This is a genomic window from Lysinibacillus sp. NPDC056185, from assembly GCF_047737915.1.
In the GTDB taxonomy this organism is placed as follows: Bacteria; Bacillota; Bacilli; order Bacillales_A; family Planococcaceae; genus Lysinibacillus.
On sequence record NZ_JBLLLQ010000002.1, the window covers coordinates 204,606 to 230,980 of the forward strand.

Consider the following 26,375-nt stretch of genomic DNA (forward strand, 5'->3'; position numbering starts at 1 on the left):
AGCAAATCCTCCTTCTTTTAAGCATGTGAGATAGGCCAATAATAGAAAACAAATGTGATAATTACGACAGCGATTCCACTTATGATTAAATAAGTAGGGTATCGTTTTGTAATTGCCATTTCTCGTTTCTCATTTTCTTCCATCGGTTGTTGATGAAGCATTCGTTGATATGAAACTTCTTCCTCGGTAATAACACCAAATTTAGAAACTACATACAGAGTAATAGAGCTAAGGATAAATCCTATAATTACTGGATGGAGGTAAATAGGTAACTTAATTAATGTACCGATCGCTTCTCCAGCAATTACTCCTAAAAAACCTGCAATAATGCTCCAGAAAGCACCAAGACTTGTTACAGTTTTTGAAAATACACTTGAAAAAGCAACAGGTCCCCATGATGCTGCAAAAAGAGTTGCTGCAAAATAGCCAATCCACATGACAGCAGGAGGTTGCCATATACCAATTATTAGAATGATAAGCGTCACCATAATCATTGAAATTCGACTAAAACTCAGTAGTTTCTGATCACTATATTTCTTCTTACTAAATGGTTGAATGATATCATTAGCGATACTACTACCGATAAGTTGTAAAAATGTTGCACATGATGAAAGAGCTGCTGCCATAATGCCGCTTACAATGATTACTCCAAGCCAAGAAGGGACAAGATGCATTGCTGCCCAAATAAATACTTTTTCCGTAGGGTGAATAGAGGAATTCACATTGTTGATCATCGCCATACTAGAATGTAAGAATATATAAATCGTAAAAATCGAAATAGTTGCCCAAACACCTGAACGGATGGCTACATGCTCATTTTTGGCCATTAAGTATCGACTGCTTTGCCATGGACTAATCGCTACTACAGAACCCCATACGAGTCCCATTATAACTGCCCATATTAATACATCAGTTGGCGACCCCATATAGGCGCCTGATCCGGTAACACCGTGCCAGCTAAAGATATTGGGTTTTTCTACATTATTAGCAGCTTTCATAATTGCAGCAGGGAAACCGCCAGTAGCTTTGATGATGAATGGAAAAGACACATAAGCTGCTAACGAGAAAATAAAGAACATGATCGTGTCATTAACCATTACACCTTTTGCACCTGACATTACCGTAAAGGAGGCGAAGACAATACACATAATCACAATAGCTATGGCATAAGGGATATTGAATATTTCGGACAATAGAAGAGATGAGCCTTGAGTAACTGCTACTAAGTATGCAGCAATACCAATAACTGTTGTAATCGCAGCAATTAAGCGAACTTTTCTTGAATTAAAGCGATTCCCGAAGTACTCAGGAACAGTAAGAGATTTACTTCTTCTTAAATAACGTCCAAAAAGAAAAACTCCAAATATATAACCACTTCCATTAAAAATTACTAGAATTAATAATGGAATCGGATAACCTTCATAAGAAAACCCGGCTTCCCCCATAAAAGATACAGTACTTAAAAAGGATGCCACTAACGTCCCTGTAACCATTAACGTTGATCCACTTCGACCAGATATATAAAAGTCTTCCGTATTTTTGACGTTTTTTGATAGTATTGCACCAATAGCAATATATAAAATAAACGATACAATGATCCCTATGATAAATACCATCGACTACACCTCCTTATCAACTTTTTTAGGTATAGTTGGTTGAGAAGCTAGCTGTTCCATTTTTGTTAAATAACTCCTTGTAATAAAGCCCAAAACAATAAGTGAACCTCCATAAGCTATTGTAAAAATAAATTCTCCCATTATAACCCCTCCTTTAGATAATAAATAAACCCCTTAGATAAAAAAAAGTGAAATAACGATTGTTTCCAATTCATGGTATAATTTAAGCAACACTTACAAAAATATTAATATTTAAGTGTCACTTAAAATGTACAATATTCGGAATATTCAGTCAAGGAGGTTTTTTTATGAATAACCAATCATTAGGAGAGAATATTAGAAGAATTCGTAAGGAAAAACACTATACCATTGAAAAAATCGCAAAGAAAACTGGATTAACAGCAAGCTTTATCAGCCAATTTGAGCGTGGTTTGACGGATGGCTCAGTTGCAACTATAAAAAAAATAGCAGATGCTTTAGATCTACCTGTTTCTGCACTATTTAGTGACAATGAAGTGGATCCACATATAATTGAGGATGTCTCGATCGTTCGTAAAGATAGACGAAAAAAAATGCCATATCCAAATGGAAAGTTAACGGACTACATGCTGACAACAGGAGAAGGAAAACTACAGGTTCTTTTATGTGAAGTAGAGCCGGGAGGATGCAGTGGTTCTCAGTATAATCATGCAGGTGATGAGGAATGTATTATAATTTTAGAAGGGCAGATGGAAATTACCGTAGATACAAATACTTATATCTTAAATATTGGAGATACAATTAATTTTCCAAGTCATAAACACCATGCTTGGCGCAATATTGGAAAAGAAACTTTGAAGGTAATATGGATAATCACGCCTACTGGTTTCTAGGAGGGCAGACGATATAAAGACCACTACCAATATTTTTCACTCAATCTACAAATAATTAAATATGATGTTGCACATTTAAAGTTCAACATCTTTGCGCAGTATAACTTCATGGATTAATGCAGAGCAAGTTACTTTAAGAAATGTGTTTTCGGTAGCTGTAGAACATACCTTCTTAACGGGAGGGATAATATGCTAAAAAACTTCCTGAGGTTGAACTAATTGAAACTAATTTGGAGCTAAATGTATCAGATAGAGGAGAAGAAGAGTTTGGTTCTACAGGTCTAAAATGATTAGTTGGTAGGGATTGTTGCTAAAGAAGTTGTGGACAACCTTAGATTTTTATAACAGTAAGATAAATTTAATTGTAGAAATATTTCATACACTTCTTTCAATGCTAAAAGGGGGGAGTCCCATTCTATACCCCATTTAAACTAAATAATATTATTTGAACCCTTGTCCCCATAGAAAAAACACCTCCAGATTGAGTATTTCAGGTTTAAATACCCGCTATTCAATGAAAGGTGTTTTTATTTGTCTCCTATAATTAGGTCAGTGCGGTACGCTTTTGTAAGTGATCGAGTTTTTTATTGAATAGATATGACGAGTATCGAAAAGCTAAATATATTGTTTCTGATTTGACTTGCTATCAATTTTTATCACAATATTTCCTTATTAGTTTCGATGCTTGTGTTTGACTAATTTGTAAATCACTTGCCACTCTTCTAGAACTGCCATACTTTTCATATGACTTTTTCACCATTTTTTCTTTCACAAAATCGATTGCTTCTCTCAACGTAGTAGGTGAATCTTGATGCACTTGTTCGATTTGACGGTACATTAACTCTGGTAAGTCCTCCACATCAATGACGTCATCGCTTATAATGACTAATCTTTCCATGACATTTTCGAGTTGTCGAATATTTCCTGGCCAAGAGTACTCCGTAAACAACTTTAAGCATTTTTCTGAAATAACTTTATTCGTTTCGTACATGACATTAAATTTATACAAAAATTTATACGTTAACGGAATGATATCCTCTTTTCTCTCTCTAAGTAACGGCAATTGAATATCGATCACATTTAAACGATAAAACAAATCTTCGCGGAACTGTTTTTTTTCTACCATTTCAATAAGCTTTTGATTCGTTGCTGCGATAATACGGACATTCACTTTTTTCTCTTTAGCACTACCAATCGGAATGAATATCTTATCTTGAATTACTCGAAGCAATTTTGCTTGAAGGGGTAAAGACAACTCTCCTATCTCATCTAAAAATAATGTGCCTTCTTCTGCTGATTCAATTAATCCGATTTTACCGCCCTTATTTGCACCCGTGAAAGATCCAGCACTATACCCAAATAATTCGGCTTCTAACAAATCTGCCGGAATCGCCGCACAATTAATGGTTAAGAATGGATGAGATTTACGATTGCTAGCATTATGAATATGCTGCGCAAGCACTCCCTTCCCAGTTCCTGATTCCCCTTGTATTAAGATCGTCGATTCGGTTTTTGCAACTCTCTGTGCTAATAGAAGCAATTTCTTTACCTTTTTATTATTTGTCATCATCTCCGATTCGATTATATTGGGTTCTCGATTAGGATCCATCTTATTTTGCTGCGTCAATTTTAGCATTTTATAGTTTTGCAATTCTCGGGCTGTCGTCACAATTAATTTAATTTCATTATCCTTATTTATTATAGGTATAGCAGATGTTAGCAATTCAGCACCTAAGATAGTAGTTTGTTTTATGAAGATGGGTCTTTTCTTTTCGTATACTTCAGGAAGTACAGACGGTGTCCAATACCCCTCGTTAAATAATTCATCGCTAAATCTTCCGATTACATCAGACTTCTTCAATCCGTAATGCCGCTCACATGCATTATTCACAAAAATAATTCGTCTATTTTCATCAAGAACAAAGATCTCATCCGACGAATAATCTAAAATTTGGAGCAATGCCTCCATTTCAAGATCAGTAGATAAACTAGCGAACATTTAAAAACCTCCCCCTCATTAAAATTGAGTCTAATAAAATTCAAATTGAGTCAATTTAAGTTCGTTCAATCATCAAGAGTTCACGCATTTTGATAACGAAACTAGCTAAACATCAAGCTTACTTAAAAGTGGCATGAAAATTGCTTTATAAGTTTATGAATCGTTCATCAAGGACTTTTAAGTGAAGAGAGGATGTTGATGTGAATGAATAAATGATGTGCCTAAGTTTACTCTATAGGATATAGGAAGTAATGTAAATGTCTGATATTTATAATTACTCTAATTGCAAAAAACGGAGGTTTTTTTAATGAATGGATATTCCAAAATATATGATATTACAATAATTGGTGGAGGTCCCGTTGGTTTATTCACCGCATTTTATGCTGGAATGCGCCAAGCCTCCATCAATATTATTGAAAGTTTACCGCAACTTGGCGGACAGTTATCGGCACTTTATCCGGAAAAGTTTATTTATGATGTAGCAGGATTTCCTAAAGTAAGTGCGCAAAACCTTGTGAATAACCTCATCGAACAGATGAATCAGTTTAAAGTGGATCATTGTCTTGGCCAAACAGTCCAAACGATTTATAGACGCGACGATGGTGTTTTTGAACTTACGACAAATGAACAAACGCATTACTCAAAAACGATTATTATTACTGCTGGAAATGGTGCGTTCCAACCAAAAACAATGAAGTTGGAAAATGAAGAAACTTTCGTTGGAAAGAACTTGCATTATTTCGTTGACACGATTGAGAAGTTTGCTAATAAAGAAGTTGTAATATTCGGCGGCGGTGACTCTGCTGTTGATTGGGCGCTTATGTTAGAACCAATTGCAAAAAAAGTAACATTAGTTCATAGAAGAGATTCGTTTAAGGCACATGAGTATAGTGTTGATCTGTTAAAAAAATCACGTGTGGAAATCCTAACACCATATGTCCCAACAAAATTAATCGGAGACGTACAAATAGAGAAAGTCATCATTCAAAACAACAAAAGTGAAGAAACAATCGAATTAACGGTAGATGATGTTCTTGTAAACTACGGTTTCGTTTCTTCGCTAGGTCCGATAAAAAACTGGGGATTGGAGATCGAAAAAAATTCAATCGTTGTAAACTCGAAGATGGAAACAAATATTGAAGGGATCTATGCAGTAGGGGATATTTGTACGTACAAAGGAAAAGTAAAGCTAATTGTAACAGGATTTGGAGAGGCGCCGATTGCAGTCAATGAGGCGAAAATGTACATTGATCCACAAGCAAAAAAACAAACACTTCATAGCACAAGCCTGATGGAGACAACATTTAAAGAGAAAGTAACAAACTAAAAATCATATGAGGAGGAAAAGATATGACAGTATATACGATGGTGGACCGCGAAACATGTATAGCATGCGGTGCATGTTCTGAAAACGCTCCTCATTTATTTGACCATGATGAAGAAGGTCTTTCCTTTTCAGTACTTGATCTAAATGCTGGTAATACCGAGATCCACGAAGATTTTATAGAGGAATTAGAAATTGCAGTAGAGGAATGTCCAACAAATTCGATTAAAATCGCGACTGAACCGTTTACTATAAAAAAATAAGACGTAATTTGAGTTAGGAAAAACTCACTTTCCCCATTTCTAAGCGTAAAAAAACTTCTCTGCCTTGATGCTATCGTCTTTTCGAAGTTGGTACAATAATTGCGATATAGAGCTATAGATATCAAAATGCTTTTTTTATAGGGAGGATGAAAGAACAATGACAATCAATACGTTTAGCAACAAAGCAAATGCGACTTTGTCTTACAAAAACTATGTGGAACAACAATACTTTGATGAAGAAAAAGAAAATATCTTTTCTAAAAAGTGGGTCTTCGTTGGCCATATGAGTCAATTAGAAAAAGTAGGCGATTTTTTCACTTTCGAAATTGCTGGAGAATCCATTATTGTTAGCAAAAACAACGATGGAAAAGTAAATGCCTTTTATAACATTTGCCCACACCGCGGTACACGTGTTGAAAAAAGCGCTTTCGGAAACAAAAAAGTATTTCTCTGTTCATACCATGGTTGGTCTTTCAAACTAGACGGAAAAGTAAATCGTGCACCAAATTTTGATAAAGATAGTTTAGGTGACCACAATTGCATGACACCTGTTAAGCTAGAAATTTACCAATCTCTCATTTTTGTAAACTTAGATCCAAACGCTAAATCGTTTCAATCCGAATATAGCGATCTAGTTGAAAGTCTTGATCAATATAAGTTTTTAAATGCTTTGAAGAGAATCCGAACGACTCAAAGGGTAATCGAAGCAAATTGGAAAGCAGTCGTTGACAATTATTTAGAGTGTGATCATTGTAAATTAGCGCACCCTGCATTTGCTAAAACATTTGATTTGGAAAATTACAATATCGACACGTTTAACACATACACTTGTCAATATTCTGAGATGAAACAAGGAGAAGAAGCAGATCCAGCATTTTTCTATTGGGTATGGCCTAACTTAATGATTAGCATTTATCCTGGTGATGAAGGAAACATAACGACAAGCCAAATACTACCTATCTCGCCAAACCAATCTTTGGCAATTTACAGCTACTATTTTAGTTCCGAGAAAATTACGGATAAACAAGAAGAACTTATTAAATTTGTCGATCAAGTTCGTAAAGAAGACTTTGATCTCGTTGAATTATTGCAATCTGGGCTTCATACAAAGGCCTTTGATAATGGGATTTATTCACCAACTGAGCATGGTATAAAGCATTTCCACAAGCAGTACAAGGAAGCAATGGGCATTCCTGAATAATAATTTAAACTTGCTAATAAAAAGGAAAGTACATTTAAAAAAATGTTATAAATAACAGACTCTTTTAATCATTCCTAAATAATTGTAAAGAGAAAATGTAATGTAACAGGAGAAAACACATAGATGTGAGTATAAAAAACTCACTTGAGTTCTTATCAAGTTATAAACAAAACGTTGAAGTTATGCAGTTTTAAGAATTATGCAATACCTGCATGCTTTAGTACTAATAAACATAAATAATTTTATAAACAGTTAGGGAGGAAAGCAGATGACAGAACAATTAAAGCTTTATATAAATGGAGAATGGATTGATTCAAGTAATCCTCAACTATTTGATGTAATTAATCCTGCAAATCAAGAAGTGATTGCTAAAGCCCCGAAAGCAACTAAAGAAGAGGTTGAACAAGCGATTAAAATTGCGAAAGCAACTTTTGAAAGTGGCGTTTGGTCTTCAAAAAATCCACAAGAAAGAGCTGCGATATTACTACAAATTGCTGACAAAATGGAAGAACATGCAGCTGAAATTGCTCAGTTAGAAACACAAAACAACGGAAAAGTGTTAAGGGAAGCAGAGGGTGATGTTGCCGACTCAATTAGCGCTTTTCGTTATTATGCAGGCCTTATTCAAAATCAAGCAGGTGTAATATATGAAGCAATGGAAGGTTTACAAACGATGATTGTGAAAGAACCAATGGGAGTAGCGGGGTTAATTGTTCCATGGAACTATCCATTGTTAATGGCGGTTTGGAAAGTAGCTCCAGCACTTGCGGCAGGAAACTCAATTATATTAAAGCCGGCTGAAATTACACCGATAACAGCTGTCAAACTGTTTCAGTTAATCGATGAAACAGATTTACCGAAAGGTGTTGCGCAATTAATCCTGGGTGGTGGAACCGTCGTTGGCCAGACGATTGCTGAAAGTGACGATGTGGATGTTGTCTCCTTTACAGGAAGCACAGGAGTTGGGCGTAGTATCATGCATGCGGCGACTGGAAACTTGAAGAAAGTATCATTAGAACTTGGCGGGAAATCCCCTAATATTATTTTTGATGATGCTGATTTCGAAACAGCTGTTGACTATGCTTTATTTGGAATCTTTTATGGTAGTGGACAAGTGTGTTCATCTGGAAGTCGAGTGTTAGTGCAAGAGGGAATTTACGATAAGTTTGTTGAAAAATACGTAAAACGCGCACAACAAATTAAAGTTGGCCCCGGACATGATGAAAGCTCAAAAGCGGGTGCAATAGTTAGCGAGAATCATATGAACAGCATTCTTGAATATATCCGTATCGGTCAAGAAGAAGGGGCTACATTGGCCTGCGGTGGTAATCGTATTGAGCGAGATGGGATGGAGAAAGGTTTCTTCATTGAACCAACGGTGTTTACCAATGTAACGAGCGATATGCGAATTGTTAAGGAAGAAATTTTTGGACCAGTTGTTGTGATTCAAAAGTTCAAAGATGAAGAAGAGGCTATTCGTCTCGCAAACGACTCTGATTATGGATTAGCTGGTGCGGTCTTTTCTACCGACAGTAATAAAGCATTACGTGTCATTCAGAAAGTTCGCTCTGGAATTACATGGGTGAATGCTTATCACCTCACAAACATTCAGGCACCATGGGGCGGCTACAAACATAGTGGAATAGGTCGTAGCATTGGCACTTATGGACTGGATGAGTATCAAGAAACAAAACAAATTAATATGAATTTAAACCCACAACCACTCCATTGGTTTGAGTGATACAAAGACAATATTAGCTAATTGGAGAGATAGCAATAATCAAACCAATGAGAACTAAAGGTTTTTGTAAGCGTTCACACTGGTAATGAGCCAAAATCTTTCGTCGAAAATTGGAATAAGGGGGAAAGGAGAATGAAAAGGAGAATTTGGTTATACTTTTTCAGTTTAATTCCTGCTATAGGGAGTTTAAGTGTAATAAATAAGATAGAACCGTACGTTCTTGGCTTGCCTTTCGTTTTGTTCTGGCTTTTATTGTGGGTCATCTTAACATCACTTTTCTTATACATCGTAAACATTCTAGATCCTGCTAACCATGAAGGAGAAGAGGACATATGAATATATCACTTTTTATTACATTTGCAATTTTGATATTCGCTTGTTATTTAGGTGTTAGCGCAAGGAAAGGTAAAGAAATGAATATGGAGCAATGGGCTGTTGGGGGACGAAGCTTTGGCTCGTTAACTATATTCTTTATCTTAGCGGGAGAAATGTTTACCACATTCACTTTCCTAGGCGCAAGTGGGATGGCTTATGGTGTTGGGATGCCTGCAGTATATGCATTTAACTGTTTCTATTTTATTGTTGCATATTGGATGTTACCACCGATTTGGAAGTATGCAAAGAAAAATAATGTTATGTCGCAAGCAGATTTTTATGAGAAAAAATATAAGAGTGTAGGTCTTGGAGTTGTTGTTGCGATTATTGGTGTGATTGCATCTGTATCCTATTTAGTCATGCAATTTGTTGGTTTAGGAATTATTGTTTCGGCATCATCGTATGGGTCGATTTCATCAGGACTTGCTGTTGTGCTTAGTGGTTTATTAGTCACCGTATATGTAACAATTTCAGGGATGCACGGATCTGCCTGGACAGCGATATTCAAAGATATTTTAATTCTTGGAGTTATCATATTTATGGGCGTTTATTTTCCATTCCACTACTATGGTGGATTCAAACCGATGTTCCAAGCGATTGAGAGCGTACATCCAGAAATGCTCTTGTTTCCTGCTGAAGGATTGAGTATTACATGGTTTGTTACAACGTCGATTATGATAGCGTTAGCATTTTATCTTTTTCCACATATGCAAACGGGTGTTTTCTCTTCCAAAAGCGCGAAGGCCCTTCGTTGGAATGCTGCAAGTATGCCTATATATCAACTTATTATCGTATTTTCTGTTTTTATTGGGTTTGCTGCGGTTTTACAAGTGCCGGGTTTAAACGACGCAGACATGTCTATATTTAAGCTTGCACAGGGTGCATTTCCACCTTGGTTTGTCGGATTAGTTGGAGGGGCAGGAGCACTGGCGGCACTTGTTCCAAGCTCAATTGTATTACTGTCATCCGCTACACTTTTATCGAAAAACATTTTTAAAGTGTGGAGACCTAAAACAACCGACCAGCAACTTGGAAGATTAAGTCGTCTATTGGTACCAATCTTAGTCGTCATTGCTATATTTTTCGCTTTGAATGAATCGAAGTTGATTGGTTTAATTTACATTATGGTCTACAGCATTATTGTCCAGCTGTTCCCAGCACTTTTCTTTAGTCTTCTGAAAAAGAATCCGATTACCAAAATAGGTGCTTTCGCAGGGATGATTGTTGGAGTCATTCTAGTTATTTATTCGACAGTAACCGATACTACATTGGCGACGTTATATCCAAATCTTCCAAGTATGATCAAAGACTTTGATATGGGACTATTAATTATGATGATAAACTTTGTTGTCACATATGTAGTTGGCGTTAGTACAGAGAAGAATTTTAATAAAGAAACCGATGGTAATTTAGAAAAATATCAACAAGTTAAAGGCTAATTAAAATTGACAGTCGCAATTAACTTGCAACTTGCCATATCAATAATAAAAAATTATGTATTATTGGGAGGAACACAATGAAGAAACTATTAGAGAAAGTAGCTGTAGAGAAAAGCAAAAACTACCAAGAATACACTGTAGCCGATGCAATTGTAGAAGAATTAGTTGACGCTGGTGTTGAAGTACTATTTGGGATTGTGAGTATTCATAATATGCCGATTTATGATGCGATACTCAGAGATGGGAAAATCCGTATGGCGACATCGCGTGGTGAAAGCGGAGCTGTCAATATGGCAGATGCTTATTCGCGCGCAACTGGAAAACTAGGAGTTGTATTAACAAGCACGGGTGCTGGAGCTGGAAATGGTGCTGGTTCACTAACAGAAACTTGGAACTCTGGTACACCTCTTCTTCACATTACAGGCGAAGCGGATTCAAACTATATTGGAACGGATCAACGTTATATCCATGAATGTAAAGATCAATTGAAAATGATGGAAGGTGTGAATAAATCTGCTTTTTTATTGAAACGTCCAAAACTAATTAAATCATTCATGAGAAAAGCAATTAAAGATGCAGTAACTGTTCCGACTGGACCAGTCACTGTCCAAATTCCCACGAATTTTCAGGCAATGATTATTCCAGAAAATAATCTAGTTAATGTAGAAAATGTTAAAGATCCAGAAGTACAAGTTACATTACCGGAAGGAATCATTGAAAAAATCGCTGCAGCAAAACGCCCAGTGATTTGGGTAGGAGATGGAATTATTCACGCTGGCGCATCAGAAGAGTTAGTAACGCTAGTGAACAAAATTAAAGCAGGTGTCATTACAAGTGAATCAGGTAAAGGTGCTATTCCTGAAGATCACCCACTATGTATTGGAAACTTTGCATGGTTCCCACGTGTTGAGGAGCATGTAAGCAAAGCAGACTTACTTATTAGTGTTGGCGTTCGTTTCCGTGGCACTGAAACAAATGGTTGGTCTACACCTGTTCCGGAAAATCATATTAATATTGACTTGAATCCAGAAGCATTTAACCGTAACTTTGATACACAAGACTTTTTAATTGGTGATGCAAAAGCTGTATTAGCAGCAATTAATAAAGGTATAGCGGATGTAGAAATCACTCGAGATCTAACTTATACAGAAGAGATAAAAGAAGTTCGTGAGGGAGTTCGTGAAGATCTTCGAAGTACAATCGAGCCTTACGGTGAAATTGCTGAAATTATGAACGAGCAACTTCCACATGACACAATTTTAGTAACGGATGTTACAATTCCTGGTTATACTTGGGCGAACAAATTAGTTGATGTACATGAATCAAGAAATTACCTCTACATGACAGGCGGAGGAATTGGTCAAGGTTTACCAATGGCGATTGGTGCTAAGGTGGGTCAACCAGACAAACCAGTAGTACTTGTAGCTGGCGATGGCGGGTTTATGGTAAATGCTGGTGAGATGATTACAGCTGTACATGAAGATGCGCCAATAATTGTTCTGTTATTTGATGATGGAGGTTACGGTATCTTGAAGTATTATCAAGAGGCTGCTTATGGCAGAAAAACTGCTGTTGATTTGAAAAACCCAGACTTTGTTATGATGGCAAAATCTATGGGGTATGAAGCGGAAAAAGCAACTTCTGTGGAAGAGTTTGAAAAGGGATTAGCGAATGCTTTAGCTAGCAAAAAATCTTACATGGTTGTTGTTGATGTTGAGGCAGTTGGAATTCTTAATTATAACGATTCCAATGAATATATCCGCTCTTTCCGTCCGCACAAATAAGCAAACAAAATGATGGGCATAAAGAGATCGTTTTCTATATATGGCTGTCTCCTTTTACAAAGAATTGAACACTATGTGACCAAAAGTAATGAGATAATCAAGGGGGATCCCAAATCACGCAGCGATATAAACTCTATTCGTCTTGCAAACGACAATGATTATGGTTTAGCTGGTGCGGTCTTCTCTAGCAACAGTAATAAAGTATTACGTGTCAATTAGAAAGTTCGTTCAGGAATTACATGGATGAATGCTTATCACCTCACAAACATTCAGGCACCATGGGGCGGCTATAAACAAAGTGGAATAGGTCGTAGTATTTACACATATGGACTGGATGAGTACCAAGAAACAAAACAAATTAATATGAATATAATCCCACAACCACTCCATTGGTTTGAGTGATACAAAGACAATATTAGCAAATTGGAGGGGAGAAATAATCAAACCAATGAGATTTTCTATTTATGATTCCCTTTGATTCATCGATAGAAAGTAGTTAAATATACGCCCTGAAATAACTCTATGGAATTGTAAAAAATAAAAACTAGTGAGTTTATTTGTATTGTGGATACAAACGCTAGACACTAGGACATCTTGGACGTTGGAAATCGTCCGCCAAAGCGTGATTTTGAAAGTTCCGAAGCTCTATTTGTTGTGGAAATTAACTTTGTTAAAATGCAGAATCTATTCTATATTTCGACTTAGGAGGAGTATACATGTCTACAAAACCATATTTAATTGTTGAATGGAACGACACGGAAACAGATGCAAAAGGATGGATGGTTGTACACAACTTTGTAAAGGGTTACACAGGTGGCGGTACAAGAATGCACCCATCCGTTACAAGAGAGGAAGTTGAGCGTCTTGCAGAAGCGATGGCGTATAAATATGTAGCAAGTGAATCAGAAACTACTGGAGGTTGTAAAGGTGGTATTGCCTATGATTATAAAGCTCCAGATGCTTTTGAAGTATTGAGGAGATATATAATTGCTATGCTACCGTATATTGACAACGGAGTTTCTTTAGGAAGTGACCTTGGTACGAAATATAATGATGTACTGAAAATCTTCCGTGAATTTGGGATTGAAATTCCTCTTACCCAATCTATGAAAAGTGATCCAGCTGTTTTAAAAGGGATAAAAGATTACGATGATTTATTACTTCAAAAAATCGATGGATTGTATATGAATGATGTAGTAACAGGTTATGGCGTTGCCTTCTCTGCTGACGAAGCTTGGAAATATAAAGATGGTGGAGAAGGTGCAAGAGTTGTTATTCAAGGATTCGGCTGCGTTGGTGCAAGTTGTGCGTTAAAACTTTCTCAACTAGGGTATAAAGTTGTAGGAATTTCTGATGCGAATCTATTTGTCGCTAGCGAAGATGGATTAGATGTTCAAAAGTTAATTGATCATAAGAATGAGTTCGGTGAAATGGATCAAAATTATTTTGAAAATGACTATGTAGTACGTCCAAACTCAGAATGGCTTGATGTAGATTGTGATATTTTAATTCCATGTGCACTAGAAGATGTTATTAATAAATCTAATGCTAATCAAGTAAAAGCAAGCCTAGTTGTTGAAGCAGCAAACATCCCGATTTCTGCAGAAGGAGACGAAATCATCAAAGAGAAAGCTATTGATATTGTAATTGATTTCGTAGCAAACCTTGGTGCAATTAGATCTTACGATGCTGTTATTTTTGGATTAGTAGAACCAAATCCACAAGCAGTAATTGATGATATTGAAAAGCTTTGCCGTAAAAATGTTCGCACTCTCTTTACGGAAGCTAAAAAGCAAAGCAGATATCAAAGAGATGTTGCATATGAAATTTTTAAACCGGCGAAAAGTGATTCAATGGAATATGTTTCACCAAATCTAACAGTAGTATATTAAATTTGATAGACAGGAGATGCAAAACGCATCTTCCGTCCGTTTTCAATGTAGTGCTATGAGTTAAATTGACTGAAAAGGGTGAATATTATGAAAAACGAGTTTGATAGCCGGCCGAAAGAATTACAACGCTCGATGAAAAGTAGACACTTATTTATGATCTCCGTCGGTGGAGTTATGGGTACTGGTTTCTTTCTAGGTTCAGGTTATGCTATTGGAGAAGCCGGTCCATTCGGAGCTATTGCAGCTTACTTATTTGGTGGACTTATTATGTATCTTGTTATGGTTTGCCTTGGTGAATTGTCAGTAATTATGCCAGTGTCTGGTTCGTTCCAAGCCCATGCGGAAAAATTTATTGGACCGGCCACTGGATTTATGATTGGTTGGATATATTGGCTCAGCTGGGCGATATATTTAGGTTTGGAGTTCGTAGCAGCTGGACTATTGATGGCTAGATGGTTCCCAGATGTTCCAATATGGATTTGGTGTCTTGTCTTCTCGACATTATTGTTTGGAATTAACGCATTAACAACTAGGGCATTTGCTGAAATGGAGTATTGGTTTACAGCGATTAAAGTACTTGCAGTAATCGCATTTATTATAATCGGTGGAGCTGCTATTTTTGGTATTGTACCAATTCAAGGTCAAGAAGCTCCATTCTTCTCAAACTTTACAAGTTCTGGTTTAATGCCTACTGGATTTATCGGGATATTTGTTTCAATGATGACAGTTGTATACGCTTTCATGGGGTCGGAAATTGTTGGAGTAGCAGCTGGAGAAACCGAAAATCCGGAGAGAAATATCCCAGTAGCGATTCGCACAATCATTATACGTATTTTAGTTTTCTATGTACTTGCAAACTTTGTATTATCTGCAATTGTTCCTTGGAAAGAAGCGGGAATTCTTGAGAGTCCGTTCGTCACAGTGTTTGATATGGTAGGTATTCCATATGCAGCTGATATTATGAACTTTGTTATTTTAACAGCAATTCTTTCTGTAGGTAACACGGGTATGTTTGCTTGTGCAAGAATTTTGTTCTCTTTATCACAGAGTGGTCAAGCTCCACCGATGTTTGGAAAAGTGAACAAGCGTGGAGTACCAATAAATGCTCTTACTTTTACATTAATCTTTGCTTACGTATCTCTATTGTCAAGTGTTATGGCTAAAGAAACATTATTCGTATTATTATTAGCGATTAGTGGTGTTGGTGGAATTGTCACTTGGATGGTGATTGCTTATTCGCAAATAAGATTCCGTAGGCAATATGTCGCTAGTGGCGGTAAAGTTGAAGACTTAAAATATCGCGTCCCACTTTTTCCGTTAATTCCAATTGTATGTATAACTTTGTGTTTGGTTTTAGTAGTCATGACAGCATTTGATCCAACGCAACGTATTTCGTTATTTATTGGATTTGGTTTTATAGCACTTTGCTATATCTTCTATTACTTTAAATTTACACGAAAAAAAGAAGTGCCAGTTTCATTAGCTGAAGATGGTGGTGATTTGGCAAGATAATTCATTTTTTCTTCATTCAGCGAAGCAAGAGGTGATTGCTAAAGTTCCAAAAGCTACTGCAATCGTACTGTCAATAAGTCAATTTCATAATTGAACAATCAACATTAAAATCAGAACAAGGTTGATTTCCGCTCCAGGCGGACGCTTTTCGTGGGCACGGCTTCAATCTCCTCGTCACTGGGTTCCTGCGGGGCTTTCAGCTCGCGCTGTTCCCGCAGGAGTCGCCGCCTTACGCTCCAATCAACGAGAGTATTACACTATAGTGACGAACAATGAATTAATTCAATATACGAATCGCTCGTTTTTATAACTAGAATAAGTAATTATGAAATTGATTCAAATGAAAAAAGTTATAAATAACGAATTAAAAGGATGAGAATAGAACGATGAAGATTAAACAAGTAGATTTATTTGCAATTGAATTACAGCTTAATAATCCGTTTGTAGTTAGTTATGGCGGATATAATAGTATTCAATCTATCATTGTTAAAATTACAACTGATAATGGATTTGTTGGTTATGGTGAAGCAGTACCTGATAGTTATGTAACTGGGGAAACATTAGAAAGTACGTATAATATTCTAGCTCATACGTTAGCGCCCATTATTATTGATGAGAATCCGCTTAATATTGAGCGGATTCACGACCTTATGGACGAGACAATTTTTGGTGTTTCAACCGCAAAAGCTGCAATTGATATTGCTTGTTATGATGTGGCAGGAAAAAGTGCAGGTTTACCAGTGTATATGTTAATTGGTGGTCGTTATCGTGAAAGTATGCCAATTACCCATGTTTTAAGTATTGATACACCAGAAAATATGGCGGATGAGGCAGCACAATGTGTAGAAGATGGATATCGTTCTTTAAAGTTAAAAGTTGGTACAGAGCCATTAGAAGATGTTAAAAAAATCAAAGCAGTTCGTGAGCGAGTTGCGGAAGACATTGCCATTCGAGTTGATGTGAATCAAGGTTGGAAAAATAGTGCGATAGCCCTACAAATCCTTGATAAATTAGCAGGTCTCTCCATCGATTGGATTGAGCAACCTGTAACAGCAATTGATATCGATGGAATGGTTGAAATTAAAAGCAAATCGACTATACCAATGATGATAGATGAAGGTCTGCATAGTAGTGTAGAGATGCGCCAAATCATTTCGAAGCGAGCAGCTGATAAAGTGAATATCAAATTAATGAAATGTGGTGGCATATATCCTGCAGTAAAATTAGCTCATATGGCAGAAATGGCAGGAATCGAATGTCAAATTGGATCAATGGTAGAGTCATCAATTGGATCTGCAGCAGGATTTCATGTTGCATTTTCAAAGAAGATCATAACAAGTGCCGAACTAACAGGACCATTAAAATTTGAAAAAGATGTTGGTAATTTACAATACGACATTCCGATTATTAAGCTTAATGAACGACCTGGATTAGGCATTGATGTAAATGAAGATATTTTACAAGAGCTAACAGTATATTCTAAAAGCATTAGAAGAAAAAGTTAATTTAGACATACATCTACTTAAATAAATGTATATTTTTGATTAATTAAGGAGCTAATAATGAGCAATTTAAACCCAATCGATTTTATTAGTGATAATCAAGGAAATATTATCCAGACATATCGTGACTTACACGCTCTTGCAGAACCTAGTTGGGAAGAAAAGGAAACTTCAGCTTATTTGATTGCAAAGCTTCAAGCGGCTGGATTTACTGTACAAACTTTTTCAGGACATTACGGATTCATTGCAGAAATTGAAGGTAAAACAAGTAATGTTATTGGACTAAGGGCAGATATGGACGCTCTTGTTCAAGAAGTTGATCATGTTGTTCGTGCAAACCATTCTTGCGGACATGATGCTCACAGCACAATGGTGTTACATACAGCCTTAGCATTAAAACAAGCTGGGATTCGTCCAGAAAAAACGATTCGATTCATTTTTCAACCAGCGGAGGAAACTGGAGAAGGTGCTAAGCGGTTTATGGAAGCTGGGATTTTGAATGATATTGAGATGTTATTTGGCATCCATTTACGTCCAACTTTCGAAGTTCCTTATGGAAAAGCTGCACCAGCTATTGTCCATGGTGCCTCTGTAACTACGGTTGGTGTTATTTATGGCTTGCAGGCGCATGCAGCGCGTTCAGAGAATGGAAGTAATGTGATTGAGGCTGCGTCTTTATTAATCCAAGTGTTGCAAGGGATTAGACTTCAAGTAGGTTGTTCTTTTTCTGTTAAAATGACACAGCTTCATTCAGGGGAAAGTGCAAATACTATTCCAGGAAAAGCTTCATTTACGTTAGATTTACGTGCTCAATCAAATGAAGGTATGACTGAGTTGCAAGAGAAAACAGCGAAAGTTCTTGAATCAGTAGGGAATTTAACGAATACTCAAATTAATTATGAATTTCAAGGGTCTGTACCCGCAGCTGCACTCAATGAGAAGATGATTGAAATAGCAAAAAAATCCATTGCGGATATATGTGGACCTGAACATCTCGTAGAACCTTGTATTACACGTGGGGGAGAGGATTTCCACTTCTATACAATGAAGCATCCGCATATTGCTGCAACGATGATTGGATTAGGGTGTGGTTTAGAGCCAGGCTTACATCATCCACAAATGTCTTTTCAAATTGATGCACTCAATTACGGTACAAAAATTTTAACAGTATGTTTATTAAATGCTGCAAAAATATAAATTGAAAAGAGAAAGGAAAACTAGTATATGGGTCAGCTCGAAAACCTTTCACTTACAATCCGTCCTATCCATGATGTGAAGGAGTTTGTTGAGGTAAGTGAATTAGAAAAAATCATTTGGCAGTCAGATGATCCGGTTCCCGTTGCCCATGCAGTTACATCGGTAGATAATGGTGGAATGGTAATTGGAGCATTTTTAGACGATAAAATTATTGGATTTCAATATAGCTTTGCTGGCTTTAATGGAATCAATACTTATTTATGTTCCTATTTACTTGGGGTGCATCCAGAATACCGCATCAGTGGAATTGGTGAACAATTAAAACTTGCTCAGTGTAAAGAAGCTTTAAAAATTGGTTATGATTTAGTTACTTGGACGTATGATCCATTAGAAACAGTGAATGCCAATTTAAATATTAAAAAGCTTGGTGGAGTTTGCTCTACTTATAAAGAGAACTATTATGGGGAAATGGAAGATAGTCTTAATTCTGGTATTCCGTCTGATCGCTTTTATGTTGACTGGTGGATTCAAAGTGATCACGTAAAAGATAAAGTTGATAGAGTTTATGGGAAGCTCCCTAAATATCAAGAAGATATGGCAGTTATCAGAGTGAAAGAAAGGGAGAATGAATATCCAGTTCCTGAAGAAGTGAATACAAATTTAACTGTTGATTATGAAATATTATTTGTTCCAGTACCTGGTGAATTCCAGAAAATTAAAGAGGAAGACTTTGCTCTTGCTTTAGAGTGGCGTTTGCAAACACGGAAAGTGTTTACTCATTACTTTAAAGTTGGCTGGCAAGTAAGTGATTTTATTAGAAGTGAACGCGAAGAAAATTTTAGTCCTGTTTACTATTATGTTTTAACAAAAAAGAGGCTAGGACAAAACTAGCCAAATTGGACATGGATGGAACCAAGAATATCTTTATTGCCCATCGATGGCTTGGCTTTACGGTATAACTCTAGCAGTGTTAACCGTTGTCCTTGATATTGATAACGTTGTTTCAACTGTTTCACCATAACAATGACAAATAGACCTTTGTCATGAATACTTTTAATCAAAGGTGCTTGTGTAAACCAAGAATCCATTAAGACATAATCGGCAATGATTCCTTTGTTTAAGGAGTGATCTAACAATAGAGCAGCGATTTCCTGAAGGATTTAGGGAAGTAGAAAATAATCAGTTATTCAAGGATTTCCATAAAGCAATGTTAAGAATCTACGGTAAATCTAATCAAACTCAACATGGGTATAGACTTGAGTCGATGTAATACTTTCATGGCCAAGGAGTTCTTGATCATAAGTCAACGTTTTCTTTATTTTGTTGCAACATCAGTGTTGCAAATGTATGACGCAAGTGATGCAACGTGAAGCGGGTAGGTGGAAGGCCTGCCTTTTTCAACACATCTACAGAGATGACATGCAAACCGCACGGATCTAATGCTTTATGATTTTTATTCAGGAAAACAGATTCTGTTGGATACACTTGATCCTCACTTAAAGAAGCTTTATAGGATGCTAGAAGCGGCTTTAAGTGAGGATGAAGGGGTAATATCCGTTCTTTTTTTCCTTTTCCATCAATTCGAATCGTTTCATTTACCAAATCAATTTGTTCCCATGTTAATGAAACAAGTTCAGAGCGCCTCAGACATGTTGTGGCTAACAATTTAAACATTAACACGCAGCGGTAGATACGCTCATGCTCAGATCAGAGAAGTTTTGACTAACTTTAAGGTGTCGAAAAAATAATGATTTAAATTATGATAACAGTAGCGCCCCCCTAAACAACAGGTAGGCGCTATTTGACGCTTACATTTATTCTTTCTTTGCTTTAATATTGTGCTGCTTTCCTCGGATGAATCCTCATCATTTGATATAATAAAGTATAGATTTTTTAGAACGGAGCAATTGATATGAATGGAGCACAAAAAGCGTTTTTTGAGGAAAAGGAGCGTTCACTTGGCGTTCGTCTAAATGATGTGCAGACGCAGGCGGTGTTGCAAACGAATGGCCCGCTGTTACTATTGGCATCTCCCGGGTCAGGAAAAACGACGACGATTATTATGCGTATTGGCTATATGATTGAGGCGCTTGGTGTGAATCCTTCTCGCATAAAGGCTGTCACGTTTAGTAAGGCATCGGCAAATGATATGGAGGCACGTTTTGCAAAGTTTTTTCCGCATTTGCCACAAGTTGATTTTTCGACGATTCATAGTTTAGCATTTCAAGTTGTGCGGCAGACACTTGAACGTCAGGGCATTTCGTACGGCATCATTGAAGAATCGGACAAGCCTGGTGTTGTTTCAAAAAAACGAGTGCTTCGCGAGATTTTTGAACAATTAAATGGCTCAAAAATTACCGAAGATCAGTTAGACGAGCTACTGACATACATAACGTTTATCAAAAATAAAATGCTGCCAGAGCAGGAATGGGCAATTGCAGAAGTAAAGGTGCCAAGAAAAGTCGAGATTTTACAGCGTTATGAGGAATATAAACGCATTGGTAGTGACCGTTTGTTAATTGATTTTGACGATATGCTATTAATGGCGAATGATATTTTTACAAAAAATCGAGAGGTGTTGGCGCAATACCAACGCCGCTACGATTATTATTTAACGGATGAAAGTCAGGATACATCGCCTGTTCAACATGCGATCATCGCGAAGCTCGTCGCAGTCCATCAAAACTTATGCGTCGGTGCAGATGAGGATCAGGCCATTTATAGCTGGCGCGGTGCAGAGCCAGATTATTTGTTGAATTTCCAAAAGATATATCCGGAAGCGCATGTTTTACTTATGACGCAAAACTATCGTTCATCTGCAACGATTGTAGAGCCAGCCAATATATTCATTCAGCGAAATAAAAAGCGTTATAACAAACAAATGTTTACGGAAAATCCTGCAGCAGAGCCAATCTCGTTTAAAATCCTAGAGAATTACAATTTACAGGCCAAATATTTAGTGGACCAGTTGAAAAATCTGTCTAAGCGCGGCTCAACGGCTATTTTATATCGAAATAATATGTCAGCCATTCCGCTTATGGACGCGTTTGACAGAGCAGGTTTGCCTTTCTATATGAAAGATTCCACGATTCGCTTTTTCACACATTGGGTCGTGGACGATATTATGAACTTCATGCGTTTAGCGTACAATACAAAAAATATTACGGTATTTGAAAAAGTTTACAGAAAAATGAATGCATATATTACACCAACGCAATTGAAGGCGCTACAGAAAGTGCAGAAGGATGGCTGTGTATTCACACAGTTGTTAGAGCATGTTGAGTTAAAGGATTATCAGCCTGAATATATTAAGCGGCTTCGCAAAACGTATGATAGCATTCAATTTGATAAAACAACGCCATCAGCCATGCTAGAGCATATCCGTTATGACTTTGGTTATGAGCGTACCTTAAAGAAAATGAGTGAGGAACTCGGTTTTAATTATGAAAATTTACTAGATATTGTGGATGTACTTGGTATAATTGCTCGTCATACGCCAACGATGACCGATTTTGCGGGTCGTTTGAAGCAGCTTGAAAATTTAGCACGATCGTCTCATATAAAAAATGAATTGAATGCAATTACACTGACAACATTACACAGTTCAAAAGGCTTGGAATTTGACCGTGTGTATTTAATTGACTTGATTGAGGGGATTTTACCTAGTGAGGCAGAAGAAGAAATCGAGGAAGAAACGCGACTCTTTTATGTCGGTATCACGCGTGCTATTCGCTATTTGGAATTAATTTCGTATAATAAGCGCTTTAAAACAAGTGTGGTACCATCGATTTTCATGAAGGCGTTAAAACAAATCGTCACACCGCAGGAATTACCAATTAAAGCGCCAAAAAGTCCAAGTAAAGCACTGAAGCAATACCGTAATGAACGGACGATTACAACCGAGTCAGCGTTAATCGTTGGCTCAAAAGTAAATCATGTGATCTTAGGAGAAGGGGAAATATTAGCCGTTACGAGTAGCACGATTGAATTGTCATTTGCTACGGGGCTTAAGAAGTTTTTGACGGATACATGTTTACAACAAGGCTATTTAGAAACGATGGAAGATTAAATGAAGCGTATTCGAGAAATTTTCGAATACGCTTTTATAGTAGTGCTATTTTATAGGGGTTCCTTGATGGAAAATAAACGCCATTGCCCATAATGTTCTTTCCGCCAAATGAAAATATTAGTTTATACCACATTAATTGATTGGCATTCCGCAGCGATTAATCATCCGGAAAATTTTGAACCTGATGGCGTTCATTTAGTACCTGGAAGAGTTAAAACCGTAACGAACTTAATTCAACAAGCAATAAATATCGGGACTAATCAGTTGGCATAGCTTTAAATAGAAGATACTATATACAATGCTCAATTGTTTAAGATTTGAAGCATTTTGTTTTAATAGGGAGCCTCAGTAATATTTTTCTTTAGTTATGTTATATAGCAGGACTTTTTGAATTATTCTAAAATAGCGAACTATTTGTAAATTAAAGATTACAAAAACACCTGTTGCTGAAAATTACTATCTTTATTCAGTGTCTTCCGTAGCTTTTATTGTGCGCTGTGAGAGCGATCGAGATGGGCAATAGTACGTGTAACGGAATCTCGATACGCCTCATAGCGTTATTTTTAAAAGTAAATGTCTAATTATTTATACAATTCTATTGGTTTAGTTTACATAATATAAATACCTTATTTACAATTTTTTTATCGGATGGTTCCTATAATTTATCGTTCAAAAGGGGATTATTCATACAAATTGTGCTAATAATCGTTTACAGTATATTTGCCAAATATTAAAAAATATTCATATAAGTAATACTTACGTAAGTAGCAAACATTATGTTAACTTTCTGAAAATATGAAGCAGTTTTTCCTTCTTTGAGAAATGCTCTTTTCGCACGGATTGTTGCTACACTTGAAAAATTCCGCTTATTGGAAATGTAACTATTTTGCTGCAGCTTTTCTATTACAATTAGCAATATGAATACTGAAACATTAAACGTCTTAAACCTAAGATAGATCACTAAAACAAAAAGATAAACAGCCTTTACTAGATAGTTGATTTTACATATAATATTCGTGTTTTACTCAATTTATGAAGTATCCAGCTGATGGATGAAAAGCACTTTCGTTATCAAAACACGAACATTTAAAGTATTTTCAATTATAATCGTTCGTCAATAGTCCTCTATCAGTATTTTTGCAAACAATCGTCTCTAACTATATATATCACTTTAATCCTCTTACTTTCCAAACGATGCTTCTGAAGGATATTTCTCTGAAAGAAATTGTTCAGCAAGGAAGGATGACTCTTGCTGAACAAAACTTTAAATATGATGAATAATAATTATACTAATCCAAGCAGCAAATATAATCCAAATAATTATAAAAAGAATGCCAACAGTTGGGAGGTAAATTTTTTGTTTGCTCGATCACTTCAATGCTTGGATTACCAAAAGCGTAATACCCATCTTCTTTATAGTCATTTCCCCAAAACGGTTGCATAAGTATAACCTCTTTTCATAATTAACTGTAAACTCTCTTAGCAAAGAAATTATAACATGGTAAAATATAGATCGATATATATGGTAAATGACGTAATGAACTATATTCAAAAATCTAATGTAAGGAGCGAAAATACATATGGCGAGGAAGAGAAAAACGTTACCGAAAAATTTTAATGAACTAATTGAAGCAGGTGATATTGCGGCATTACAAGAGGTATTTACAAAGTGCGAGCTAGATGCATATGGTGGTTATAGTAAAACAACAGCCTTAAGTTTTTTCAATGTACCGGATGAATTGGTTCGCTGGCTCGTGGAACAGGGGGCAAATATAAATGCGAGAGACAATTACAAAAGTTCGGCTTTACATAATCAGGCAATAAGTTGGCGGGGGAATATTGAATTGCTTCTTGAGTTAGGTGCAGATATAGAAGCCTTGGATTATCAAAACGAAACACCATTATTTGCTGCGGCTGCTTTTTTCAAACCAAATGCGGTGCGCACATTGGTTTCTAAAGGCGCAAATATTAGCGCGGTAAATATGATGAATGAGACGCCTTTGGACAAAGCTTTAGCAGTATGTAGAAATATAAATATTGTTGATCTAGTGGAAGTTTCTGAGATTTTTCTGAGCGCGGGTATAGCTGTAACGCCGGAAATGAAAAATTCTATTAAGCGAATTGGAAAAGACTTTGAATTTCACAGAGAAGGTTTTAATAAAGAATATTTGAACGAAACGGATGAGGCACTTTCCCGTCTTTATGAGCTATTTGATGTTCCACCAGTAGAGAAGCGAAAAACGCATGATGGTACGTCTCCAATAACAGTATGTACAAAGGGCTGGCAGGCGCAACATAATGAACTTTGGAATTTACTAATTCCTTCGCAAGGACATGCGCAAACTGTACAAGGAGAGGTTATTCGTATTACTGGTAAAGTCTCATACGAAATTTTAGATAACGGCAGCATCAACTGGGATAATGATTTTCGTAAAATGCTCAAAAGTTTGAACCATTACTTTAGCTTAGGTACGCCATTACATCCCGCTGTACTTCAGGAGTCTATCACTTTAGCGAAAGAACTTCACAATGGCGATGGAGATGAGGAACCTGCGAGACTATGCGAGTTGGCAGTGCAATGGGTACTTAGCAATCCGAATCCGATTATTTTAGAGCAGCCCGAATATAAGCGCTAACATATTTAACGAATCCAATAAGCATTTTTATAAACAATACTATCCCCTTTTCTAAGCACTTAAAGGCTAAGAAAAGGGAGGAGTATGCCGTAGCCGTAAGTGATGCAACGTGAAGCGGGTAGTTGGGAGACCTGCCTTATGTGTTGCTCACTGTTGGTAAGGATAGACTAATAGTTGAGATGTATTAGTAAAGAGGGGCTGGGACATAACTAATTTGTCCATTATGAAAGCCGGATAATTTTTAAATTTACAAAGCAATATAAACAAAAAACCCGAACTAATACGAAACACTTAATGAGCGTTTTGTAATATAGTTCGGGTTTTTTATTGGCTAAAATCCTTTTGTCCCAGCCTCTTCTTTGCCTCTTCTTTTTTATTTTACCTGATGAACTATCGTGCCTGTTAGCGTAAGACTACATGCCATTATTACATAATAGGCAACCATGACAAGATAGAAGAACTTTATGGTTCGAACATTTTGGGAAACCAATAGGTATTGTAGGCTCCTCATCTGACTCGTCTGTAACCCAGTAAGTGTAATAACTCTCATCAACAAATTCTTCATAAAAATTAGTTATTAATAAACATAAATGATTTAAATTCCTTACTACCATGTACTCATTTGGGGTGTAATTTAAATCTTCCCATCTGCATTTATTAATTGCACCATCAATAACAGACAACAAAAATCTCTTTAGCTCGATAAAATCCCTTTTCGTCCAAGGCATCTCACTAATGCTAAAACCCACAGTTCCAATACCTACAACTGATTGATCTCTTTGATTCAACCAAACGATAAACTCTTTCTCTCTGGCTGTTACTGATAAGTCTGACCCACTTAATGCTAGTACTTCGAGAAGCACATTAGTGGCGCCATTGGACATAGAGAGTGACTCAACAATTTTTTCATCGCAATTGTCAAATAAAGTTATTGTGTTTCCCATGTATACGAT

At 36.6% G+C, this 26,375-nt stretch carries 23 protein-coding genes; 16 read left to right on the forward strand and 7 right to left on the reverse strand.

Annotated features, from left to right (window positions below):
- Positions 1 to 17: 17 nt before the first annotated feature.
- Positions 18 to 1,616, reverse strand: coding sequence for a sodium:solute symporter family protein (locus ACMZ42_RS03445; RefSeq protein WP_370076392.1), 1,599 nt, complete (start codon positions 1,614 to 1,616; stop codon positions 18 to 20).
- A 3-nt stretch (positions 1,617 to 1,619) separates the two neighbouring features.
- Positions 1,620 to 1,757 carry a hypothetical protein gene (locus ACMZ42_RS03450; RefSeq protein ID WP_415730575.1) on the reverse strand — a complete coding sequence of 46 codons (138 nt, stop codon included), beginning with the start codon at positions 1,755 to 1,757 and terminating at the stop codon, positions 1,620 to 1,622.
- A 167-nt stretch (positions 1,758 to 1,924) separates the two neighbouring features.
- Between ACMZ42_RS03450 and ACMZ42_RS03455 the strand changes: the two genes are divergently transcribed.
- Entirely contained in the window at positions 1,925 to 2,488 is a 564-nt protein-coding gene (locus ACMZ42_RS03455; protein WP_415730576.1) for a helix-turn-helix domain-containing protein, read from the forward strand.
- A gap of 646 nt (positions 2,489 to 3,134) precedes the next feature.
- On the opposite strand, the gene ACMZ42_RS03460 is transcribed toward ACMZ42_RS03455, so the two are convergent.
- Positions 3,135 to 4,487 (reverse strand): sigma-54 interaction domain-containing protein, encoded by a 1,353-nt coding sequence (locus ACMZ42_RS03460; RefSeq protein WP_415730577.1) that lies wholly within the window; start codon positions 4,485 to 4,487, stop codon positions 3,135 to 3,137.
- 307 nt (positions 4,488 to 4,794) lie between these two features.
- Between ACMZ42_RS03460 and ACMZ42_RS03465 the strand changes: the two genes are divergently transcribed.
- The 13 genes from ACMZ42_RS03465 to ACMZ42_RS03525 all read left to right on the forward strand — a co-directional run bounded on the left by ACMZ42_RS03465 (position 4,795) and on the right by ACMZ42_RS03525 (position 19,608).
- Positions 4,795 to 5,814: an NAD(P)/FAD-dependent oxidoreductase gene (locus ACMZ42_RS03465; RefSeq protein WP_415730578.1), complete on the forward strand. Its 1,020-nt coding sequence runs from the start codon at positions 4,795 to 4,797 to the stop codon at positions 5,812 to 5,814.
- 23 nt (positions 5,815 to 5,837) lie between these two features.
- The gene (locus ACMZ42_RS03470; protein WP_415730579.1) at positions 5,838 to 6,074 is read left to right on the forward strand and encodes a ferredoxin; all 237 of its coding nucleotides are present in this window, start codon (positions 5,838 to 5,840) and stop codon (positions 6,072 to 6,074) included.
- Between the two features lie 157 nt (positions 6,075 to 6,231).
- Positions 6,232 to 7,275 carry an aromatic ring-hydroxylating oxygenase subunit alpha gene (locus ACMZ42_RS03475; protein WP_415730581.1) on the forward strand — a complete coding sequence of 348 codons (1,044 nt, stop codon included), beginning with the start codon at positions 6,232 to 6,234 and terminating at the stop codon, positions 7,273 to 7,275.
- Positions 7,276 to 7,543: 268 nt separating this feature from the next.
- Complete coding sequence (locus tag ACMZ42_RS03480; protein WP_415730582.1) at positions 7,544 to 9,016, forward strand: aldehyde dehydrogenase family protein; 1,473 nt, start codon at positions 7,544 to 7,546, stop codon at positions 9,014 to 9,016.
- A 132-nt stretch (positions 9,017 to 9,148) separates the two neighbouring features.
- Positions 9,149 to 9,352 (forward strand): DUF3311 domain-containing protein, encoded by a 204-nt coding sequence (locus ACMZ42_RS03485; protein WP_415730583.1) that lies wholly within the window; start codon positions 9,149 to 9,151, stop codon positions 9,350 to 9,352.
- Positions 9,349 to 10,830 carry a sodium:solute symporter gene (locus ACMZ42_RS03490; protein ID WP_402872890.1) on the forward strand — a complete coding sequence of 494 codons (1,482 nt, stop codon included), beginning with the start codon at positions 9,349 to 9,351 and terminating at the stop codon, positions 10,828 to 10,830. Before ACMZ42_RS03485 ends, ACMZ42_RS03490 begins: the two co-directional genes overlap by 4 nt.
- A gap of 77 nt (positions 10,831 to 10,907) precedes the next feature.
- Positions 10,908 to 12,614 carry a thiamine pyrophosphate-binding protein gene (locus ACMZ42_RS03495; protein ID WP_415730584.1) on the forward strand — a complete coding sequence of 569 codons (1,707 nt, stop codon included), beginning with the start codon at positions 10,908 to 10,910 and terminating at the stop codon, positions 12,612 to 12,614.
- A 234-nt stretch (positions 12,615 to 12,848) separates the two neighbouring features.
- Positions 12,849 to 13,016, forward strand: a complete 168-nt coding sequence (locus ACMZ42_RS03500; protein ID WP_415730666.1) for an aldehyde dehydrogenase family protein — start codon at positions 12,849 to 12,851, stop codon at positions 13,014 to 13,016.
- 314 nt (positions 13,017 to 13,330) lie between these two features.
- Positions 13,331 to 14,506, forward strand: coding sequence for a Glu/Leu/Phe/Val family dehydrogenase (locus ACMZ42_RS03505; RefSeq protein ID WP_415730585.1), 1,176 nt, complete (start codon positions 13,331 to 13,333; stop codon positions 14,504 to 14,506).
- Positions 14,507 to 14,593: 87 nt separating this feature from the next.
- Positions 14,594 to 16,018 (forward strand): amino acid permease, encoded by a 1,425-nt coding sequence (locus ACMZ42_RS03510; protein WP_415730586.1) that lies wholly within the window; start codon positions 14,594 to 14,596, stop codon positions 16,016 to 16,018.
- Positions 16,019 to 16,404: 386 nt separating this feature from the next.
- A complete protein-coding gene (locus tag ACMZ42_RS03515; RefSeq protein ID WP_415730587.1) occupies positions 16,405 to 17,523 on the forward strand; it encodes a mandelate racemase/muconate lactonizing enzyme family protein in 1,119 nt (372 codons plus the stop codon).
- A 57-nt stretch (positions 17,524 to 17,580) separates the two neighbouring features.
- The gene (locus ACMZ42_RS03520) at positions 17,581 to 18,717 is read left to right on the forward strand and encodes an amidohydrolase (protein WP_415730589.1); all 1,137 of its coding nucleotides are present in this window, start codon (positions 17,581 to 17,583) and stop codon (positions 18,715 to 18,717) included.
- Positions 18,718 to 18,744: 27 nt separating this feature from the next.
- Complete coding sequence (locus ACMZ42_RS03525; protein ID WP_415730590.1) at positions 18,745 to 19,608, forward strand: GNAT family N-acetyltransferase; 864 nt, start codon at positions 18,745 to 18,747, stop codon at positions 19,606 to 19,608.
- Here the strand turns inward: ACMZ42_RS03525 and ACMZ42_RS03530 are convergent.
- The gene (locus ACMZ42_RS03530) at positions 19,605 to 19,853 is read right to left on the reverse strand and encodes a hypothetical protein (RefSeq protein ID WP_415730592.1); all 249 of its coding nucleotides are present in this window, start codon (positions 19,851 to 19,853) and stop codon (positions 19,605 to 19,607) included. The genes ACMZ42_RS03525 and ACMZ42_RS03530 overlap by 4 nt on opposite strands.
- Positions 19,854 to 20,013: 160 nt before the next feature.
- The gene (locus ACMZ42_RS03535) at positions 20,014 to 20,391 is read right to left on the reverse strand and encodes a tyrosine-type recombinase/integrase (RefSeq protein ID WP_415730593.1); all 378 of its coding nucleotides are present in this window, start codon (positions 20,389 to 20,391) and stop codon (positions 20,014 to 20,016) included.
- Between the two features lie 238 nt (positions 20,392 to 20,629).
- On the opposite strand from ACMZ42_RS03535, the gene ACMZ42_RS03540 reads away from it, so the two are divergent.
- On the forward strand, positions 20,630 to 22,786 hold the full coding sequence (locus tag ACMZ42_RS03540) for an ATP-dependent helicase (RefSeq protein WP_415730594.1): 2,157 nt from the start codon (positions 20,630 to 20,632) through the stop codon (positions 22,784 to 22,786).
- Between the two features lie 1,289 nt (positions 22,787 to 24,075).
- Here ACMZ42_RS03540 and ACMZ42_RS03545 read toward each other — a convergent pair.
- Positions 24,076 to 24,228: a hypothetical protein gene (locus tag ACMZ42_RS03545; protein ID WP_415730595.1), complete on the reverse strand. Its 153-nt coding sequence runs from the start codon at positions 24,226 to 24,228 to the stop codon at positions 24,076 to 24,078.
- Between the two features lie 138 nt (positions 24,229 to 24,366).
- On the opposite strand from ACMZ42_RS03545, the gene ACMZ42_RS03550 reads away from it, so the two are divergent.
- Positions 24,367 to 25,422, forward strand: a complete 1,056-nt coding sequence (locus ACMZ42_RS03550) for an ankyrin repeat domain-containing protein (protein ID WP_415730596.1) — start codon at positions 24,367 to 24,369, stop codon at positions 25,420 to 25,422.
- 413 nt (positions 25,423 to 25,835) lie between these two features.
- Here the strand turns inward: ACMZ42_RS03550 and ACMZ42_RS03555 are convergent, their stop codons facing one another.
- Complete coding sequence (locus ACMZ42_RS03555) at positions 25,836 to 26,366, reverse strand: hypothetical protein (RefSeq protein ID WP_415730597.1); 531 nt, start codon at positions 26,364 to 26,366, stop codon at positions 25,836 to 25,838.
- Positions 26,367 to 26,375 lie beyond the last annotated feature (9 nt).